Source organism: Ructibacterium gallinarum, from assembly GCF_014982785.1.
GTDB lineage: Bacteria > Bacillota > Clostridia > Monoglobales > Monoglobaceae > Ructibacterium > Ructibacterium gallinarum.
In genome coordinates this window covers 53,789-70,539 of sequence record NZ_JADCKB010000006.1, presented here as the reverse complement: position 1 = coordinate 70,539, position 16,751 = coordinate 53,789, and the positions used below count along the sequence as shown (strand labels likewise).

The window sequence follows — 16,751 nt, the reverse complement described above, 5'->3', positions numbered from 1 at the left end:
CCTTAAAGATTTATAAGAAAACGGCTGGGCAAAAAAGCCGCAGCCGTTGTGTTCATTATAACGACATGGAATTATTTTGATTATTATCCTTCACTTTTTGCTGAATCTGACGTTTTGCCTCTTCATCAGAAACAGAAGAGGTAGGATTTGGCTTCTTGGTGGATGTGGCAGACGGTATTGCAGACGAAGAGGCCGGAGCTCCAGTTGCCGCGGGCAAATCACTTCCAGAATTATTTTTAACGTCTGTGTTGTTTGACTCAGTACCTGCGGTGGAGGAAACCAGCTTTTTATTCTCCCGTTTTGGATCAAATACAACAATATTGCCAAGTTCCAAACCAGAAATAATTTCTACATTAGTCCCGTCCGCAATACCATAACGCACAGTAACCAATTTGCAGCCTTTGGGAACTTCAATCCATGGAAAAGCCAATTCTTCATCACTGGCCCCATCTGAATCAGAAGTAGCAGTGGGTGCAGCAGTTTCCGTTTCGCTGACAGAACTTTCTTTGACGAGAACCAAAGCATTTTGCCCGTCTGCTTCCATTAAAGCTTGTTCCGGAAGATACATGACATTGGTAGAAGAGGCAAGAATGATCTTGGCACTCACTTTCATACCAGCTTTGAGATTACCTGGTTCATCTACGGTCACATCAACATCAAACATGGTTTCCCCTTCCTCATTGACCGTTCCTTCACTGGCAACCCGTGTAACTTCACCGGCAAAAGTTTCGTTTGGTATTGAATCTGTATTAATAATTGCGCTTTGTCCCGTTTCAATTTCCCAGATACTATATTCATCTACTTGGAAGGTAAATTTCATGGAATTCATATCCACAATTACCATCATCGGGTTTTCTAAGTTTGTCATACTGACATTATCTCCGGCCTTGGTATTCTTTTCTGTAACAATACCGCTAACCGGTGATTTAATTGTATAGTTTTCCAGCTGTTTTTTTGCAGCTTCCAAATCTAGTTCATTGCTTTTCTGATCATAGGTATTTGTTTTTTGGGTGGTTTCAGCATCCTCATCTGTAACTGAAGCAATCAAAGTCCCATTGGTAACACTCCTGCCTTGACGAACATTCACAGATGAAACTGTTCCTGTTACCGTAGAAATGACAGAAACAGAGGTATCGTCTGAGCGGCGAATGATTGCGACTACCTGCCCGGCTGAAACCCGGCTGCCTGAACTAATATTCAATTGTGAAATAGTTCCTGTATCCGTCGAATATATTTTAGAGGTTGATGTTTTTGCCGCTGAACCAATTGCCTTGGAACGATCCAGTTGGTTTTGAGCACGTTCTACTGCTAGTTTTGCTTCTGTATTATCCAGTTCATAAAGAACCGATCCTTCAGAAACATAGTCCCCAACTTCTGGTTCTGATTTTACAACTGCGCCAGATACAAGAGATGTGATGGCATATCGTGCATTTGCAGACATGGTTCCTTCTGTATTCATCGAATGAATTACATTTCCCTTTGCAACTGCTACTTGTGAATAGCCGCGCAGGGGATCCATTGTGACGGCCAAAATCATAATTAATCCCGAAATCAGTACAATAACACCAAGCGATACACCAATTCCAACTAACACAGATTTATGCTTTTTGAAAAAAGGTTTTATAGTACCGGTAAAATTTTCTGCATCAGAGATGTCGGCGTCTTCAGCATTAAAAAATATTTTTTCAGAAATTTCGTCTTCCTCGTTTGCCTGTTTTGGGGCATATGCGGAGTAATCCGTTTCTTCTTCAAGATTCTCACCAGTGTAATATACAGAACCGTCTTCCTCTGTGTCAACTGCTGAATCTGCAGCTTGAACTTCGTATAGTTCGTCTGCCGAAAAAGAACGGGTATCTTCCAAAAAATCTGAACTAGATATCGAATCTTCTCCAGATGTATGCAGATCTGTGTTTTCCATCTCTTCTAACGTTGAAAAGGCAGGTTCTACATCATTTTTTTCTGATTCTGATACGTCCGTTATTTTGTTGTCAGATTTTAAGTTTTCTTCTGTATCTTGCAAAAGTATAAAATCTTCCAGTTCTTCTTGTTTTTGGTCTTTTTTTACGACATTGCGCATTTTGCGCAGCCAATCAGACATCAATATACCTCCTAAAACCATGTTCTGCCAAGAAGGGGTACATAGCGCAAAACATGATAAACCTGTTCTTTCTAAATTATACCATAGTATTATAACAAAGTCCAACCCTATAAATGTTAACGAAATGTTAAGTTTTCAATACAATTTTGTTTCTGTACACAACAAATAGAATTTGGTAAAACAAAATAGTTTTTTTACAGAAAAATGGTAAATGATATACATTTATTTACGATTTTGGACAAAGAAAACCGGAATAACACAATTAGTTTGTGCCTTTAGACAAAAATTAAACAAAATTTCTAATTTTGAAAAAAACTATTTGAAATTCTGTAATACTTGTGTTATACTTATTTGTGGTTTCGGAATAACCCGAAATTTTGAAAAATAATTAACCTTTTAAAATATACCAAGGAGGCAAAATCATCATGGCAAAGAAATTTAAGACCATGGATGGTAACTGCGCTGCGGCACATTGCGCGTATGCGTTTACCGAAGTCGCAGCAATCTATCCCATTACTCCGTCATCAACCATGGCTGAATATGTTGATGAGTGGAGCGCAAAGGGCCAGAAAAATATTTTTGGCGAGACCGTAGAGGTTGTAGAAATGCAGTCTGAGGCTGGTGCGGCTGGTGCGGTACACGGTTCTCTGCAGGCGGGTGCACTTACTACTACATTTACAGCTTCTCAGGGACTTTTACTCATGATCCCTAATATGTATAAAATTGCCGGCGAGCTTCTGCCGACGGTTTTCCATGTCAGCGCAAGAGCAATTGCTGCTCATGCACTGAATATATTCGGTGACCATCAGGATGTTATGGCTTGTCGTCAGACCGGTTTTGCAATGCTGGCATCTGGCAGCGTGCAGGAAGTTATGGATTTGGGCGGCGTTGCACATTTGGCCGCTATCAAAGGACGTGTGCCATTCCTTCATTTCTTCGATGGATTCCGCACTTCTCATGAAATTCAGAAAATTGAAGTGATGGATTATGAAGATTTGAAAAAATTAGTAGATATGGATGCGCTGAAAGCATTTAAAGACCGTGCTTTAAATCCGGAACATCCTGTATTAAGAGGTACGGCGCAAAATGGAGATATTTATTTCCAGGGGCGCGAAGCTGCCAATAGTTATTATGAGAAGATTCCGGATATTGTTGCGGACTATATGAAGGAAATTTCTAAAATTACTGGCAGAGAGTATAAGCCGTTTAATTATTACGGCGCTCCGGATGCGAAAAAAGTTATTGTAGCCATGGGCAGTGTATGTCAGGCTCTTGAAGAAACAGTAGATTATCTAAATGCCAAAGGTGAGAAAACCGGCGTACTGGAAGTTCACCTTTACAGACCGTTCTCTGCTAAATACTTCTTTGATGTAATGCCGAAATCTGTAGAGAAAATAGCAGTTCTGGATCGTACGAAAGAACCAGGTTCTTTGGGCGAACCGTTATATCTGGATATCTGCAACCTGTATAAAGATTGCGAGAATGCACCGGAAATCATCGGTGGACGGTTTGGTCTTGGTTCGAAAGACACTACCCCAACACAACTGGTTGCTGTGTTTAACAATATGGATGCTGCCGAGCCGAAGAAGGGATTCACAATCGGTATCAACGATGATGTAACGCATCTGTCTCTTGACCTGGGTGAAAGAGTGAATGCTGCTCCTGCAGGTGCTACCCGGTGTAAATTCTGGGGTTTTGGTTCCGATGGTACGGTTGGCGCAAATAAAGATGCCATTAAGATCATCGGCGACAATACCGATATGTATGCACAGGCATATTTTGATTACGATTCTAAAAAATCCGGTGGTGTTACCATGTCTCACCTAAGATTCGGTAAAACACCTATCAAATCTACTTATTTGCTGGATGAAGCGGACTATATTGCTTGTCACAAACCTGCTTATGTATATCAATATGATGTATTGGAAGGCTTGAAAAAAGGCGGCACTTTCCTGCTGAACTGTGTCTGGACACCGGAAGAATTAAATGAAAAGCTGCCCGGACATGTAAAACGCTATATTGCGGAAAATGACATTCAGTTCTATACCATTAATGCTGTAGACGTAGCAGTTAAAGTAGGGCTTGGACCGAACCGTATCAATATGGTTACGCAAAGTGCTTTCTTTAAGCTTTCAGAAGTAATTCCGTTTGATCGTGCAGTTACTTTAATTAAAGAAGCAATTAAGAAAACTTACGGCAAAAAAGGCGATGAAATCGTTAATATGAACTGCGCTGCAGTTGATGGGGCTATCGATGCACTGGTAAAGATCGATGTACCTGCTGACTGGAAAAATGCAGTAGATGAAGATACGGTCGAAAGCGGTCGTCCGGAATTTGTAACCAAGATTGTAGATCCTGTTAACGCTCAGCGCGGCAATAAGCTTCCGGTTAGTACCTTTACGGGCCGGGAAGATGGTACTTTTGAGACTGGAACCTCCAGATATGAAAAACGCGGCGTTGCAGTTTTGGTTCCTGAGTGGCAGAAGGAATTTTGTATTCAGTGTAATCAATGTTCTCTGGTTTGTCCTCATGCTGCAATTCGTCCTGCTTTGGTTAATGCGGATGAAAAAGCGAGTGCACCGGAAAGCTTTGAGACTTTGAAAGCTATCGGCAAAGAATTTGGCGGACTTGAATTCAGAATGCAGGTTTCTCCTCTTGATTGTTTGGGCTGCGGCGTATGTGCAAATGTATGTCCTGCACCAAAAGGCAAGGCTTTGGTAATGAAACCTATTGATGATGTGGCACCGGTTCAAGAACCGAATTGGGAATATGCTATGAACAAGGTTTCCAATAAGGCAAACTTGGTGGATAAGAGCGCAAATGTGAAAAATTCTCAGTTTGCACAGCCCTATTTGGAATTCTCCGGCGCTTGCGCAGGCTGTGGTGAAACTCCGTATATTAAACTGATTACACAATTGTTTGGTGACAGAATGATGATTGCCAATGCAACCGGATGTACTTCAATCTGGGGTGGCTCTGCTCCGTCCATGCCTTACTGCAAGGATGAAAATGGCAGAGGTCCGGCTTGGGCAAACTCTTTGTTTGAAGATAATGCTGAGTTTGGCCTTGGAATGGTAATTGCCAATAGAAAAATCAAAGCTACACTGGAATCTCGGATGAACGAGGTTATGGATGTCGTTGCTCCTGAACTGGCAGCTGCGTTTAAAGAATGGATAGATGCTAAAAATTGTGCGGCTGGCTCCAAAGCTGCGGCTGAAAAGATCGAAGCTTTGATCAAAGATGCAGATATGAGCAATCCTGCCATAAAGGAAATTGCTGACAGAACAGACTTCCTGGTAAAGCGTTCTCAGTGGGTATTCGGCGGTGACGGCTGGGCTTATGATATTGGTTACGGCGGTTTGGATCATGTTATTGCTTCTGGAGAAGATATTAATATTTTTGTTGTTGATACAGAGGTATATTCCAATACTGGCGGCCAGTCTTCCAAAGCAACCCCGACGGCAGCTGTTGCTAAGTTCGCGGCATCTGGTAAAAAAGTAAAGAAAAAGGATCTGGGCGTGATTGCAACTACATATGGATATGTATATGTTGCACAGATTGCACTGGGTGCAAATATGGCACAAGCCTTAAAGGCTATTAAAGAAGCAGAAGCTTATCATGGACCTTCTCTGGTGATTGCCTATGCACCGTGTATCAACCATGGTATTAAGGCCAAAGGCGGTATGGGTAATTCTATTGCTGAAGAAAAGAAAGCTGTGGAAACAGGTTACTGGCATCTGTGGAGATATAATCCTGAACTTGCAGAGGAAGGAAAGAATCCATTTATTCTTGATTCTAAAGAACCAACCGGCAATGTCAAGGACTTCATGATGGGTGAAAACCGTTACTTGATGCTCAAGAAAGGTTATCCCGAAATTGCAGATCAGCTCTTTGACAAAGCGGAAAAAGATCTTGCAGCCAGATATGCTGTATATAAGAAAATGGCAAAAGAAGACTAAGTATAATGAGTTCCACGGTAAATTCCTTTTGAGAATTTACCGTGGATTTTTTTATGTATCGACAGCCGAGATTAGATGTAACTTATTTAATTTTATAAAAAAGCATTGACTTGATGCGGAGCTCTGTGATATAATAATTTGGTCATGTTAAATCGGGGTGGTAGCGGTGCCTTGTAACCCTCAATCCGCTATAGGGGGGATGAAAACTTGCCATGAGGGAGAACCGTGTCCGGCCTGCCCTGTTCAAGTGGTGTTGACGGTCTGGTCCTGCGCAATCGAAACCTGTGAACCTCGTCAGGGCGGGAACGCAGCAGCGATAAGCAGTTATTTTGATGTGCCGTAGGGCAGCCAGACTTGAGCTTACTGTTCAGGTAACGCGGGTATTGTTTTTTCGAAGGCAAGCACATGACTTTTTATATTATATTCAAAAAAATACATTGTAGCGAAATTTTCCCGAGAGGATGTGAATGAATATGTCTGAAGAATCTTATCAGGCGTTATACCGTAGATGGCGGCCTATGACTTTTGATGATGTAGTAGGACAAAAACATGTGACGGATACGCTGAAAACAGCAGTAGCCTCTGGAAGAATTTCTCATGCATATTTATTTTGCGGAACACGTGGAACAGGAAAAACATCCACTGCAAAGATATTTTCTAGAGCCGTTAATTGCGAAAATCCTCAAAATGGAGAACCGTGCAATCAATGTGCGTCTTGTCGCGGAATTTTATCCGGCGCAATATTAGATGTATATGAAATGGATGCTGCAAGCAACCGTGGAGTAGAAAATATACGGGAAATCAGAGACGAAATCATGTATACCCCCGCTGGGTGTACGTATAAGGTGTATATTATTGATGAAGTGCATATGCTGACTGCCGAGGCATTTAACGCTTTGCTAAAAACACTAGAGGAACCGCCGGAACATACGCTTTTTGTGTTGGCAACCACTGAACCGCATAAAATTCCGGCTACCGTTTTGTCCCGATGTCAGCGTTTTGATTTTAGAAGAATTGGCGTCGGGGATATAGCCCGGCGACTGGATGAAATTATAAAAGCGGAATCGATTGCAGTCTCTTCTGAAGCAATAGAATTGATTGCAGAATTGGGCGATGGTTCCATGAGGGATGCTCTTAGTATTCTGGATCAATGTGCCGCTTTTGGCTTGGAAAATTTAACTGTAGAAAATGTAACTGAAATTGTGGGGATTGCGGATCCAAAATCGTTGTTTGAGATCACAAACGCCATTGCTGATGAAAATACCGAAGAAGCACTCCTTCGAGTTGATAGTTTTTTACAGAAAGGTAAAGAAGCACAGAATTTACTGGAAGAATTAATTGAACATTTTAAAAACCTTTTGATTTGCAAATCTGTGAAAGAACCTTCAAAAATCTTAGAACGCTCTAATGAAATGATACAAAGATTTCAGAATCAAGCAGAAAAATTTATGTCTGGTCAACTTATTTATGCCATTCGGGTATTGAGTGAAAATCTTCTACAGGCAAAATGGATGTCTATGCCGCAGATCGCCGTGGAAACAGCAGTGATTAAATTATGTACCCCCAGCTTAAATAACGAACCAGATGCATTATTGGCCCGGATTGAAAAATTAGAAAGAATTGCCGCTATGGGTGGCGGATTTGCTGTACAGGAAATGTCAAAACAGAGAGCTGCAGAGAAAAATAGTAAAGAAGACCATCCACCCTGGAAAGAAACAGAAAAGCCAAACCCTTCTGCAGCAATAAAGCCCGAAGAGGAATCTGCGCAGGAAGGACAGCGGGCGGAATTGTGGGAATATTGGCAGGATGCATTGCAGGAAATTAAGAAAGAAAGTAAATCTTTGTTTGCATTTCTCTATAACAGTAAGGCTTTCTTGCGGGGCGACACGGTTGAATTAGAACTGACCAACCCTGTGGCATATGACCGGATAGCTAAACCAGAAGGATTAGTTTATCTAAGCAAATTGTTTTCGGGTATTTGCGGCAAAAATGTCAAGGTCGCGGCTTACCTTGAAGGACAGCGGAAACTGGAACAAAAAAAAGAAAACAGTATTCTTGATTTAGCAGAAAAAAAAGAATTACTGGGGGATAAATTGCATATTATTAAAAATGAATGATAAAAGGAGAGAAAGAAATGGCAAAGAGTGGTTTTCCGCGCGGTATGGGCGGCGGAAATATGAATCAAATGATTAAGCAAGCACAAAAAATGCAGGAACAGATGATGAAAATGCAGGAAGAAATAGAAGCTAAGACCTATACAGCAACTGCAGGTGGTGGCGCTGTTCAGGTAGTGGTATCCGGCAAGCGTGAAATACAGGAGATCACTTTAAAACCAGAGGTCGTAGATCCGGATGATATTGAAATGCTTCAGGATTTAATTGTTGCTGCCGTTAATGAAGGCCTGAGAAAAATGGAAGCGGATAGTTCTGCCCAAATGGGCCAACTTACCGGTGGGTTGAATATTCCTGGTTTGTTTTAGTATATAAGCCTGAAAGCTTGTTCTTTCAGGCTTATTTTCCTAACAAGTAAGAAAGGAGAACTGATATGCAATCAAAAATATTACTACGATATAAAAAAGTATTGATGTTTTTATGCTCTGTTCTTATTTCCGGACTGCTTCAAACTTTACTTCCTGTTTCAGCCTTTTCACCTACATATTCCTATGAAGAAGACGCTGTGAACGCAGCGGTATATCTTTATAGCCTTGGTCTATTTCAAGGAGTTGGACTTTTACCCAATGGCATGCCGGATTTTGCTCTAACCGAAACCCCAACACGCGGTCAGGCCATCACTATGCTTGTCCGTCTGCTAGGTGGAGAACAGGAATCATTAGAAAATGCATACGCACATCCCTTTTTAGATTCTGATTGGGCATCGCCGTATATCGGCTACGCCTATTACTATGGCCTTTCTAATGGTGTTTCAAACGAGTTATTTGGAACAGAAGAACCAATCAGTTTAAACCAATTTCTTACCTTGGTTCTTCGAGCATTAGACTATGAAGATGTTGACTGGGAAAATCCATATGCTACAGCTGAAAAAGCCGGTTTAATATATTATGATGGTGAATTTATGCGAGGGGATATCGCTTTCATCTGTGCAAACGCTTTGGATTGTTTCTTAAAAGGCTCATCTATGACTTTATATCAAAAACTGGAAAGTCAAGGAAGTTTAAGCTATTCCGCACTGCCAGTTCCGCTTGAGAATTCTGAGGATTCTCAAGCGAATGTTGATAGATGTGTGATTCAGGTTCGCGATGGCGACACAATGATTCGTGAATTTTATTCTGCAACACAGAATCAAGAAAGCACTGTTTTCCTACTGACACCTACCAATCAGGAAACAAACTGCGTGCAAATTCTTTTTGATGCTTTAGAAGCAGGAGCTTTTCCAGAAGCAAATGGACTTACTATAAATTACGCCGAGGGAAGTGGGACCGCAGAAATCATAGTCTCTTATCAAGATTCTGCAGAAATCATAGCTTATTTAGAAGGTCGGCGGGAGACTCTTTCTGCAGAAAACTTTGAATCACTAGCAGCAGCCCAAAGAATAGTAGAAATGTGCGTTTCCGATGGTATGAGCTCATATGATAAAGTAAAGGCATTTCACGACTATTTAATCCGCTTTAATAGTTACGAAGACACCGGTGAGCGAAGTCATATGGCGGCAGGTGCCTTGATAGACGGCAGCGCTGTATGTGAAGGATATAGTGAAGCGTTTCAGCTGCTGTGCTATCTGGGCGGCATCGAATGCAGATTGATCAGCGGAACCGCCGGGGGGCAGGAGCATGCATGGAATAAAGTCAATATAGACGGCACATGGTACAATGTAGATGTGACCTGGGATGATCCGGTGAGTATAATGCCGATGCTTCTTTATGATTATTTTTTAATTGGAGATGATACTTTAGCTCAAGATCATCAGTGGTATCTTTATCCCTATTTTCCTGTTGCTGAAAAAGATTATTCGATAAACTAAAAAAGCGTGCGGGTGCTCCGTACGCTTTTTTCTAAAGATGTTAACGGCTGTATAACTGACACAAATGCAAAAGATGTTGTGCAAGTTTTTGGTCGAAAGCTTTCATGTCCTTAATGCGCCATTGCCAGTTTCCGTTTAGCGTGGAAGGGGTATTAATCCGTGCATCACTGCCCAACGCCAATAAGTCTTGCATAGTAAAAATCACTACATCAGCTGGAGAAGCCAGCATCGTTTGAATAAATCCCCATTGTGGAAATACAGTATCAGACCGCATATATTCCCTGGCAAAATTTTGTATTTCAACTGGTTCTTTTTCCAACCAGCCGCGTAAAGTGTCATTATCATGCGTTCCAATATACGCGACCGTATTTTTACTGTAATTATGGGGTAGATATTCACTGTTTTCACCTGGATGCATTCCAAACTGCACTACTCGCATACCCGGAAACCCAGTTTCTTTCAGTAAATTTTTTACTCCGTCATCTAACGTTCCTAAATCTTCTGCTATAATTGGCAACGGATCGCCAAGCACATTTTTTACTGCTTGAAAAAAATCATTGCCTGGGCCTTTAACCCATTTGCCCTTTATTGCATCCGTGCGCCCGTAGGGAATCGAATAATATGCTGAAAAAGCGCGGAAATGATCAATGCGTACGATATCATAAACAGATAAAGCGAAACGAATCCGTGCGATCCACCATGCATAATTCGTTTTTTTCAATGCGTTCCAGTCATACAGAGGGTTCCCCCAAAGCTGTCCTTTTACAGAGAAATAATCCGGAGGACAACCGGCTACGCATCGAGGCACCCGGTTTTCATCTAATTGGAAAATTTCACTGTGAGCCCAGGTATCTGCACTGTCTTCCGCAACATAAATTGGTATATCCCCTATGATTTGAATACCATTTTGACCAGCATATGATTTTAAGGCATTCCACTGGCGAAAAAACTGATATTGAACATAGATCCAAAATTCCATTTCATCTTTCAAAAGAAAAGAGGCGGAAGCAAGTGCGTCAGTCTGCCTGCATTTCAGATCTTTTTCCCATTTTTGATACGAGTTTTGGCCATTTTTTCCTTTAAATGCCATATACATTGCGTAGTCAGTAAGCCAAAACGCATTTGCAGATTTAAAAGATTCTATTTTTTCACGCAATCGTTCTTGATCTCTTTTCCAAGCTAGTTTCAGCACTTGGAATCGCTGCGTAAAAAGCAGGGAATAATCTATGTGTTCTGGATCTGAGCCCCAATTCAATCCTGCATAATCCGACTTGCTGAGAGAGCCTTCTTCCGTTAAGCGATCCAGATCTATAAAATAAGGATTCCCAGCAAACGCAGAAAAAGATTGATAAGGAGAATCACCGTAACCAGTTGGACCAATAGGAAGTATTTGCCAGTATTTCATTCCTGATTTTTTCAAAAAATCTACAAAAAGATACGCTTCTTTTCCCATGGTTCCGATACCAAAAGGGGAAGGAAGGGAAGAGATATGAAATAATATCCCGCTTCCACGATGCATAAATTCAGCCTCCTTTTATGTCATTTATGCCCGATTTAATTTTGTATAAATACCGTTTGGATTGGACAACAATTCTTCGTGCGTACCTGCTTCAGCAATTTCTCCATTCTCAATTACAACAATTTTGTCGCAGTTGCGTATGGTGGAAAGACGGTGTGCAATAATGATTGTTGTCCTGTTTTGAATCACATTTTCAATTGCGTTATGGATCAATTTCTCTGTGGTATTATCTACGGCGGAAGTGGCTTCATCTAAAATTAAAACCGGTTTATTGCGAAGCACAGCCCGTGCAATAGACAGCCTTTGTTTTTGTCCGCCGGAAAGTTTTAGGCCTCTCTCTCCAATAATTGTATCATATCCCTGCGGCATTTCAATAATGAAATGATGTGCATTTGCAATTTTAGCTGCACGCACAATGTCTTCATGAGTAGGAGAATCCACGCCATATGCAATATTTTCTGCCACTGTTCCATGAAACAAAAATACATCCTGTAGGACAATACTAATATTTTCCCGCAAAGAATGCAGTGTCAAATCCTTTAAATCATGGCCGTCCAAAGTGATTCTTCCGCTGGAGGGATCATAAAAGCGGGCAATCAAACTGGCTATGGTTGTTTTTCCCCCACCGGTAGCACCAATTAATGCAATCTTTTCGCCAGGGGCAATATGAAGATTGATATTCTTTAAAACAGTATTGTCCTTTTCATATGCAAAACATACATCTTGAAAGATAATTTCTCCTTTTACATTAGAAATATCAACCGCGTTTTCTTTTTCCTGTACCTGTGACTTGGTGTCAAACAGCTCAAGGACCCGCTCCCCAGCAGCCAAGGCATTTTGCAGATCTTCGCTGATTCTTGCAAAAGCACTGATGGGTGTATAAAGCATGTTTAAATAAAGTACAAATTTTACAATTTCAGAAGATCGGATTCCATTAGAAGCGGCTAGTATACCCCCTGCTGTGATTACTAAGGCAATACCAAATTGGTTAAAAAATCCAATCATCGGATGAAAAATAGCACTTTTTTTTAATGCACTCAAGTTGAGTCGGGTAAACGTCTCTGAAACATCTTTTACTCTTTCCTGTTCATAATCCTGTTTATTAAAAACGGTAATTTCTTTAATCCCGGAAAGATCATCCTGAATAATCCCCATCAATTCGGCTGTTTTTTGATGCGCAGCTTTAAACTGAGGCCGAACACGTTTTGCAAAATAAAATGTAGCTGCCAATATCATCGGAATCACCAGCATGGCAGTAAGTGCAAGCAAAACATTTTGAATAAATAAAATGATCATAATTACCGTAAACAGTAAAATATCTAAAATCACTTCTGGCCCTGCATGTGCAATTAAAAGTTCTAATACATTTGTATCTGATAAAATTCTGCTCATTAGCTGGCCCGTTTGTTTGTCCTGAAAAAAGCCCATGGATAATCGCTGTATATGGTCAAAAAGACGAATACGAATATCACGGATACTGCACCATGCCGCAACATGCGAAAAATAGGAACGCAAACCTTGGGTTAGCGCCTGAAGAAAAGCGACCAAAAGAAGCAGTCCGCCAATTTTTAAAGATTCTTGTATTAGATTGGGAATTTTATCTTCTACTAAATTTAAAAATTCACCAATTAAATTCGGGGCAGACACCTGAGAAATAATCTGTACCAACATACAGATGCCTACGATGACAAAGCACCAAGTATATTTTGCTGTCATCTTAAAAATTCCAAAAAAAGTTTTCATAACTGCTCCTTTCGTAATCCATGTAAGCAGAAACTATGTTATATTTTATTTTCTGTACAATAAGAAAATGCAGCCTGCAAAAAACAGGCTGCGATAAATTCATTTTTTTAAAAAAGTTATTAATCAACCGTAACAACCCAGTTCATTTCATCTGGCATGGTTCCTGTTTGAATACCAGTGATGGTATCAAAGACGCGCTGTGTAATTTCACCAATTTGATTGTCATTAATGGTCATAACATGGTCTTCCCAACGCAATTCTCCAACAGGAGAAATAATTGCTGCGGTCCCCGTACCAAAGCATTCTTCAAGTTTTCCTGCCTGATACGCATCAAATATTTCCTGAATGGAAATACGGCGTTCCGAAACCGGGACACCCCATTTTTTCAAAAGCTCAATGGTGGACATACGGGTAATGCCGCTTAAAATACTTCCGTTCAGCATAGGTGTCACAACTTCCCCGTCAATTTTGAAGAAAATATTCATAGATCCGACTTCTTCCACATACTTTTGTTCTACACCATCCAGCCAAAGAACCTGGGAATAACCGCGCTCATGCGCAATAACCTGTGCTTTGATACTGCTTGCATAGTTACCGCCTGTTTTGGTAAATCCGGTAGCACCACGGACTGTGCGTACATACTTATCCTCTACGTATATTTTTACCGGATCAAGTCCTTCTGGATAATATAAACCACTGGGCGAGCAGATGATCAGGAACTTGTATGTATCAGAGGGACGTACTCCCAAGTACTCATCCGTAGCAATGATAAATGGACGGATATAAAGGGAAGCACCTTCCTGCTCAGGAATCCAGTCACGGTCAAGCTCCACCAGCTGTTTGAGGGCATCAACACAAAAATCAACATCCAAAGCCGGTATAGCCAGACGTTCAGCAGAAACGTTCATACGCTCAAAATTTTTATAGGGACGAAACAGTCGAACGTGTCCATCTTTTGATTTATATGCTTTTAAGCCTTCAAAAATCTCCTGCGCATAATGGAATACCATAGCCGATGGTTCCAGTTCCAAAGGTCCATACGGAACAATTCGGGGATCATACCACCCTTTGCCTTCCGCGTAATCCATCACAAACATGTGATCGGAAAAATATTTGCCAAAGGGAAGGTTATCCATAGTCGGCTTCGCTTTTGGCGTGGTTGTTTTTGTTATGCTGATATTCACCTTATTCAACCTTCTTTCCTGTTTTTCGTCACAATTTTTTTATAACTTATACAGTATAGCATAGCCGAATCGAAAATTCAATATAAAAACTTGATAAAATTTATATTTTATAATTATTTTTTTATTTATTTTTTAAATAAGTATGATTATCTAAATCAAGGATTTTTGAAATCTGCTTGACTTTTTCCATATATATATATATAATGCAATATGGCAGATAATTATGTAAAAACAGGGAGGATAACACAATGGACGAAAATGCGGTAATCAGTGATTATATTGCTGTTGTTGCAAAGGAAGATGGCGTCACAATTATTGGGTTGACCCGTGGGAAGGACACTAGGTTTCATCATACCGAAAAACTTGACAAAGGCGAGGCCTATATTGCTCAATTTACAGAGAATACATCTGCGATAAAAGTCCGCGGAAAAGCTATAATTTATACAAAAATGGGCACTATCCCAATTGGTGAATAGAAGAAATACAGCAGGAGGAGTTTGCGTGAAAAGAAAAACCAAAATAATTTGCACCCTGGGTCCTGCTACGGATGATCCGCAGGTGCTGAAGGAACTAATGCTGGGTGGTATGAATACTGCAAGGGTGAATTTTTCACACGGTACCTACGAAGAACATTTAAAAAGGATCAATATGGTCAAAGAAATGCGCGAAGAGCTTGGGCTTCCCATACCGCTTTTGCTGGACACCAAAGGGCCTGAAATCCGTACTGGATGTTTTACAGAAGGACGTGTTGAATTAAAAAAAGGACAGAACTTTACTTTGACTCCAAAAGCCATAGAAGGTAACGCTGAAATTACACAGATTACGTATCCGGGTCTTGCGAAGGATGTAGAAAGAGGGACCCGTATATTAATTGACGATGGCCTTATCGAAATGGCGGTTAACAATATTTCTGGTGATGATATTGTATGTGAAGTGTTAAATGATGGCCCGGTCAGCAATCATAAAAGCATCAATGTTCCCGATGTGAATCTGACCATGGATTATATGAGTCAGAAGGATATTGATGATATTCGATTCGGTATTGAACAGGGATTTGACTATATCGCGGCTTCTTTTGTGCGCAGCGCTTTTGATGTGCTAGAAATTAAAAGGGTTTTAGAGCAAAATCATGGTGAAGATATTCAGATTATTGCAAAAATAGAAAACCGTCAAGGTGTAGATAATGTCGATCATATTATTCGTGTATGTGAAGGTATTATGATTGCCCGCGGCGATATGGGTGTTGAAATTCCCTTCGAAGAGTTACCCTCCATTCAAAAGGAAATTATTGAAAAATGTTACCGCTCCGGCCGTCGAGTGATTACTGCTACTCAAATGCTGGAATCAATGACCCATAATCCAAGACCGACTCGAGCGGAAGCTTCTGATGTTGCCAATGCGGTTTATGATGGGACTTCTGCGGTAATGCTGTCTGGCGAAACAGCAGTTGGTGAATATCCGGTACGTGCTTTAAAAAGTATGGCACAGATTTGTATCAAAGCGGAAGAAGATATCAACTATGTAAAACGTTTTGATGAACGGCATTTGGATTCTGGTATGGATGTGACAAATGCGATCAGTCACTCCGCTTGTACTACGGCACATGATTTGGGGGCAGCAGCAATTATTACAGTTAGTAAATCCGGATTTACACCGCGTGTTATTTCCGGTTTTCGGCCGAATTGTCCCATTATTGCCGGATGTATGAATGAACGGGTTTACCGTCAGCTTGCACTTTCCTGGGGAGTAACCCCTATCCGTACCGAAATGAAGAAAACGTCTGATGCGCTGTTTGAGCATGCTGTTGATCGCGCATTGAAACAAACTTCCCTAATCGAAAAAGGAGATATTGTGGTTATCACCGGCGGCGCTCCTGTAGGCGTCAGCGGGACAACCAATATTCTTAAAGTACAGCTGGTGGGCGATGTTTTGCTTAGTGGTACAAGCGCTTCTCCGAAATCGGTATGCGGCACGGTTTGCGTTGCGAAAAACACAGCAGAAGCTTTAAAAAATTTTGATGACGGGGATATTTTAGTAATTCCCGAAACCAGCAATGATATCATAGGTATTTTGCGTAAAGCATCAGCAATTATTACCGAAAAACCAGGATTGTCCTCCCATGCGGCTGTAGTGGGTATGACCTTGGATATTCCAGTCATATGCGGGGCAGCTGGAGCAACGGAAATTTTAAAAAACGGCACAGTTATTACGATTGACGGTGTTCGGGGACAGGTGTACAGTGGTGTAGCAAAAATTCTTTAAAACTGCTT

General features: G+C 41.0%; 10 protein-coding genes and 1 other RNA gene. 7 read left to right on the top strand and 4 right to left on the bottom strand.

Annotated features, from left to right (window positions below; translation table 11 throughout):
- Positions 1–55: 55 nt before the first annotated feature.
- Positions 56–2,098, bottom strand: a complete 2,043-nt coding sequence (locus INF28_RS04095) for an efflux RND transporter periplasmic adaptor subunit (RefSeq protein WP_226392202.1) — start codon at positions 2,096–2,098, stop codon at positions 56–58.
- A 425-nt stretch (positions 2,099–2,523) separates the two neighbouring features.
- Between INF28_RS04095 and nifJ the strand changes: the two genes are divergently transcribed.
- From nifJ to INF28_RS04070, 5 genes are all read left to right on the top strand, one after another.
- On the top strand, positions 2,524–6,057 hold the full coding sequence (gene nifJ, locus INF28_RS04090) for a pyruvate:ferredoxin (flavodoxin) oxidoreductase (protein WP_226392201.1): 3,534 nt from the start codon (positions 2,524–2,526) through the stop codon (positions 6,055–6,057).
- A gap of 142 nt (positions 6,058–6,199) precedes the next feature.
- Positions 6,200–6,466: signal recognition particle sRNA large type (gene ffs, locus INF28_RS04085), an RNA gene on the top strand.
- Between the two features lie 64 nt (positions 6,467–6,530).
- Positions 6,531–8,174 carry a DNA polymerase III subunit gamma/tau gene (dnaX, locus tag INF28_RS04080; protein WP_226392200.1) on the top strand — a complete coding sequence of 548 codons (1,644 nt, stop codon included), beginning with the start codon at positions 6,531–6,533 and terminating at the stop codon, positions 8,172–8,174.
- Between the two features lie 17 nt (positions 8,175–8,191).
- Positions 8,192–8,536 carry a YbaB/EbfC family nucleoid-associated protein gene (locus INF28_RS04075; RefSeq protein WP_226392199.1) on the top strand — a complete coding sequence of 115 codons (345 nt, stop codon included), beginning with the start codon at positions 8,192–8,194 and terminating at the stop codon, positions 8,534–8,536.
- A gap of 65 nt (positions 8,537–8,601) precedes the next feature.
- Positions 8,602–10,035 (top strand): transglutaminase domain-containing protein, encoded by a 1,434-nt coding sequence (locus INF28_RS04070; RefSeq protein ID WP_226392198.1) that lies wholly within the window; start codon positions 8,602–8,604, stop codon positions 10,033–10,035.
- Positions 10,036–10,075: 40 nt separating this feature from the next.
- Here INF28_RS04070 and malQ read toward each other — a convergent pair whose 3' ends face one another.
- The 3 genes from malQ to INF28_RS04055 form a co-directional block, all read right to left on the bottom strand.
- Positions 10,076–11,554, bottom strand: coding sequence for a 4-alpha-glucanotransferase (malQ, locus tag INF28_RS04065; protein WP_226392197.1), 1,479 nt, complete (start codon positions 11,552–11,554; stop codon positions 10,076–10,078).
- 24 nt (positions 11,555–11,578) lie between these two features.
- Complete coding sequence (locus tag INF28_RS04060; RefSeq protein WP_226392196.1) at positions 11,579–13,297, bottom strand: ABC transporter ATP-binding protein; 1,719 nt, start codon at positions 13,295–13,297, stop codon at positions 11,579–11,581.
- A 119-nt stretch (positions 13,298–13,416) separates the two neighbouring features.
- The gene (locus INF28_RS04055; RefSeq protein ID WP_226392195.1) at positions 13,417–14,481 is read right to left on the bottom strand and encodes a branched-chain amino acid aminotransferase; all 1,065 of its coding nucleotides are present in this window, start codon (positions 14,479–14,481) and stop codon (positions 13,417–13,419) included.
- A 248-nt stretch (positions 14,482–14,729) separates the two neighbouring features.
- Here INF28_RS04055 and mtrB point away from each other — a divergent pair, with 248 nt between their 5' ends.
- Positions 14,730–14,957: a trp RNA-binding attenuation protein MtrB gene (gene mtrB, locus INF28_RS04050; RefSeq protein ID WP_226392194.1), complete on the top strand. Its 228-nt coding sequence runs from the start codon at positions 14,730–14,732 to the stop codon at positions 14,955–14,957.
- A gap of 25 nt (positions 14,958–14,982) precedes the next feature.
- Positions 14,983–16,743, top strand: a complete 1,761-nt coding sequence (gene pyk, locus INF28_RS04045) for a pyruvate kinase (protein ID WP_226392193.1) — start codon at positions 14,983–14,985, stop codon at positions 16,741–16,743.
- Positions 16,744–16,751 lie beyond the last annotated feature (8 nt).

Coding starts and splice junctions, on each gene's coding strand:
- INF28_RS04095 (WP_226392202.1), bottom strand. CDS start 2,098: ATGTCTGATTGGCTGCGCAAAATGCGCAATGTCGTAAAAAAAGACCAA.
- nifJ (WP_226392201.1), top strand. CDS start 2,524: ATGGCAAAGAAATTTAAGACCATGGATGGTAACTGCGCTGCGGCACAT.
- dnaX (WP_226392200.1), top strand. CDS start 6,531: ATGTCTGAAGAATCTTATCAGGCGTTATACCGTAGATGGCGGCCTATG.
- INF28_RS04075 (WP_226392199.1), top strand. CDS start 8,192: ATGGCAAAGAGTGGTTTTCCGCGCGGTATGGGCGGCGGAAATATGAAT.
- INF28_RS04070 (WP_226392198.1), top strand. CDS start 8,602: ATGCAATCAAAAATATTACTACGATATAAAAAAGTATTGATGTTTTTA.
- malQ (WP_226392197.1), bottom strand. CDS start 11,554: ATGCATCGTGGAAGCGGGATATTATTTCATATCTCTTCCCTTCCTTCC.
- INF28_RS04060 (WP_226392196.1), bottom strand. CDS start 13,297: ATGAAAACTTTTTTTGGAATTTTTAAGATGACAGCAAAATATACTTGG.
- mtrB (WP_226392194.1), top strand. CDS start 14,730: ATGGACGAAAATGCGGTAATCAGTGATTATATTGCTGTTGTTGCAAAG.